At 73.2% G+C, this 2,960-nt stretch carries 2 protein-coding genes; one reads left to right on the top strand and one right to left on the bottom strand.

What is annotated here, in order from left to right; all coding sequences use genetic code 11:
- Positions 1-214: 214 nt before the first annotated feature.
- Positions 215-484, bottom strand: a complete 270-nt coding sequence (locus FMEAI12_RS34435) for a hypothetical protein (RefSeq protein ID WP_165938593.1) — start codon at positions 482-484, stop codon at positions 215-217.
- A 200-nt stretch (positions 485-684) separates the two neighbouring features.
- Here FMEAI12_RS34435 and FMEAI12_RS34440 point away from each other — a divergent pair, with 200 nt between their 5' ends.
- Positions 685-2,427 carry a HAMP domain-containing sensor histidine kinase gene (locus FMEAI12_RS34440; RefSeq protein WP_112109250.1) on the top strand — a complete coding sequence of 581 codons (1,743 nt, stop codon included), beginning with the start codon at positions 685-687 and terminating at the stop codon, positions 2,425-2,427.
- Positions 2,428-2,960: the final 533 nt, after the last annotated feature.

Genomic DNA, 2,960 nt, shown 5'->3' on the forward strand with positions numbered 1-2,960 from the left:
GGGGTGGAACGGTGCGGGCGGTACGAGTCCGCCGCGACGGGTGCGCCGGAGGCGCGGACAGCGTGCCGGTGGCATCGGAGTGCCGGCGGCGTGCAGAGTGCCAGTGATGTCCGGTGGCGTGCCGGTGCTGGCGGGTGTCCCGGTGGACCTCGGGTCGCCGGACTGCCGTCAGCCGGACTGCCGTCAGCGGGTGGGGTCGGAAGCGGGCGAAGGACTAGTCAACGACGCGCAGGCGGGGCATGGCCGCGGGGTGGCGGGCCATGGCGCAGGGGCGGCAGCTGCACGTGCTCGGGCCGCCCCAACCGTGGACGACCTCCTCGGCAGCCTCGGACGAGCCGACCGGCTCCGAGCCGACCAGACGCAGCACGGGACGGGTGGTGAGCGAGGCCGGGGCGCAGCCGTCAGCGAAGGTCTCCGCAGGCTGTGGCACCGCCTGGGTGATGCGGACGGGGGCGGTCGCGGTAGTCAGGGCCACTGGGGGCACGAGTCCTCCTCCGCGGGTGGCCGTCCTGGGGCCACCTCGCGGACCACAGCCTGTCGGGAACCGCGGTATGTGCGCCATGCTTCTTTGAGCCCGTTACCAGGTGGTACAGATGGCCTAGTCAAAGCTGGGCATAGTCGTCATACGACACCACCCTTGACAGCCATGGTGCTCCAAGGCCGGAACGGGAGAAACTTGCTCGGATGTCCTCCGCCAGCCCCTCCATGCCCGAACGGGCGCGCCGCCGTCACGGCAGCGCCCACGTCGGGCGCGCCGCCCGGCGGCTCGAGAAGTCTCGGTCGTCCCGGTCACCCGCGGCGGATGCCGGGCTGGCCGCGGCGACCGCCGACGCCGTGCTCCGCGGTCCCGTCGCGTGGTTCCCCCGCGGCCGCGGCCTGCCGACCGAGGACTGGGCCGCCCGCCACGCGCTGATGTGCTGGGTTCTGGCCCTGCACCTTCCGGCCATCGTCGGGTACGCGCTGTGGCGCGACCACAGCCTCCCGCACGGCCTGCTGGCGGCGAGCCCGCCGGCGCTGCTGTTCGCGGCCGCGCTGGCCCCCGGCATGCGGCGGGTGCGCGCGCTGGCCGCGAGCCTCGGCCTGCTGTGCTGCTCGGTCGTCTTCGTGCATCTCTCCGACGGCCTGACCCCGATGTACTTCCACTTCTTCGTGGTGGTCGCGCTCATCGCGCTCTACGAGGACTGGACCGTCTACCTGCTGGCCATCGCCTTCGTCTTCCTCGCCATCCTCGCGATCGGCGACCTGATCACCGACGAGGCCGCGTCGCGGATGGACAACGCCCTGCTCCTGGCAGGGCTCCACGCCGGCTTCATCTTCGCCCTGGCCGGTGCCCAGATGGTCTTCTGGCACTACAACGAGCAGTCCCGTCGGCGGGTGGAGGACTACCGCCAGCAGCTCTACGAGGGCCAGCAGAGCCTCATGGCCCGGCTGGAGGAGACCGACCGCATCCGCAGCGACCTGGTCGCCACGGTCTCGCACGAGTTCCGGACGCCGCTGACGGGCATCCGGGGGACCCTGCTCACGATCAGGCGCCGCCGGGACCGCCTCTCCGACGCCCAGCTCGACGACATGCTCGACTCGGCCGTCACCTACTCGGACCGCCTGTCCAGGCTGCTGGAGAACATGCTGACGGCCGCCACGGCCACCGGCACCGACGACACCACCGCCGCCGACCTGCCCGAGGTCGTGCGCGAGGTGATCGCGAGCCTGAACTACGCCGGTAGCAGCGTGACGGTCGACCTGCCGCCCCAGCTCCCGGTGCGGATGGCCCGCCAGGCGCTGCACCAGGTCGTGGCGAACCTTGTGGACAACGCGCTGGTGCACTCCTGGCCGGGCGCCCCGGTGCGGCTCATCGCGGGCCGGGTCGGCGACGAGGTCGTCCTGCGGGTCCGCAACCCCGGTCCGGATCTCGACCCGGCGACCATCCGCCAGCTCTTCGAGCCGTTCACCCAGCGGGACGGAACGGCGACCCGGCAGACCGACGGCGCCGGCATGGGGCTCTACGTGGTGCGGCGGCTGGTGGAGGTCCACGGCGGCCGGCTGCGGATGTCCTCCGAGAACGGCGAGATCATCGTCGAGGTCGACCTGTGGGCGGCGTCCACGACATCGGCCACCACCGGCACGGCCGATCCGGCTCCGATGCCGGTACCGATGCCGCTGCCACGCAGCATGCGCAACCGGTCGGATCTGCCCGACCCGCCCGCGCTGCCCGCCGGCTCCGGTGCGCTGCTCGGGCCGAGGGGCGGTCCCGCCGCGCCTGGTCACAGCGTGGCGGCGCCGACGCCGGAACCCGCGAACTTCCCCCGCCCCGCCTCGACACCACACCCGGCCGCGCCACCGCACGCCGCGTCCCGGCACATGACGCCGTCGCCCCGGCACTGGGGCTCGAGATCCTCGTCGTCCCTGCCCGCCGACTGGCTGCACTGACCTCGGAGTACGACGCCCGGGTTCGACGGCGATTCTGCGCAGCGCAGGCCCGGGTCCGGTTGGCACCCGGCGTCGGATGCGGCGGGGGGCCTGCGGTCACGCCGCCGGCCCGACCGAGCAGTGGACCAGGCCCGTACGCCAGCACGCCTGTACGGGATCTCCGGCTGTATCCCGTGGGAGGCCGTCGAAGAAGTGAGTTGCCTCAGCCAGTCCATGTGCCGGCGAGTCAACTCGCTTCGGTGTGGGCGGCGGCCGGTTCGGGGCGGGCCGCCGGTGGCGGCGGAAGCACCCGGGATGAAGCAGGCAGAAATGCGGTAGGCGAGCGCAGGTGATGCTCGGGCCTGCCGCCGGCGTCCCGGCCCGGAGCCGGGAGAGGCAGGCCGGGCGGGTCCCGGCTACGCGAAAGACCCCGGCGTGATGGACGCCGGGGTCTTTCGCATGTGCGGCCCGGGTGCGGTGGACGCCGGGTCGAGGACCGCTACTTGGCGGCGGCGGCCTGGGTGTCCTGGACGGCAACGGCGGCTGCCAGAACG

The organism is Parafrankia sp. Ea1.12, assembly GCF_900465275.1.
GTDB lineage: Bacteria > Actinomycetota > Actinomycetes > Frankiales > Frankiaceae > Parafrankia > Parafrankia soli.

Coding starts and splice junctions, on each gene's coding strand:
- FMEAI12_RS34440 (WP_112109250.1), top strand. CDS start 685: ATGTCCTCCGCCAGCCCCTCCATGCCCGAACGGGCGCGCCGCCGTCAC.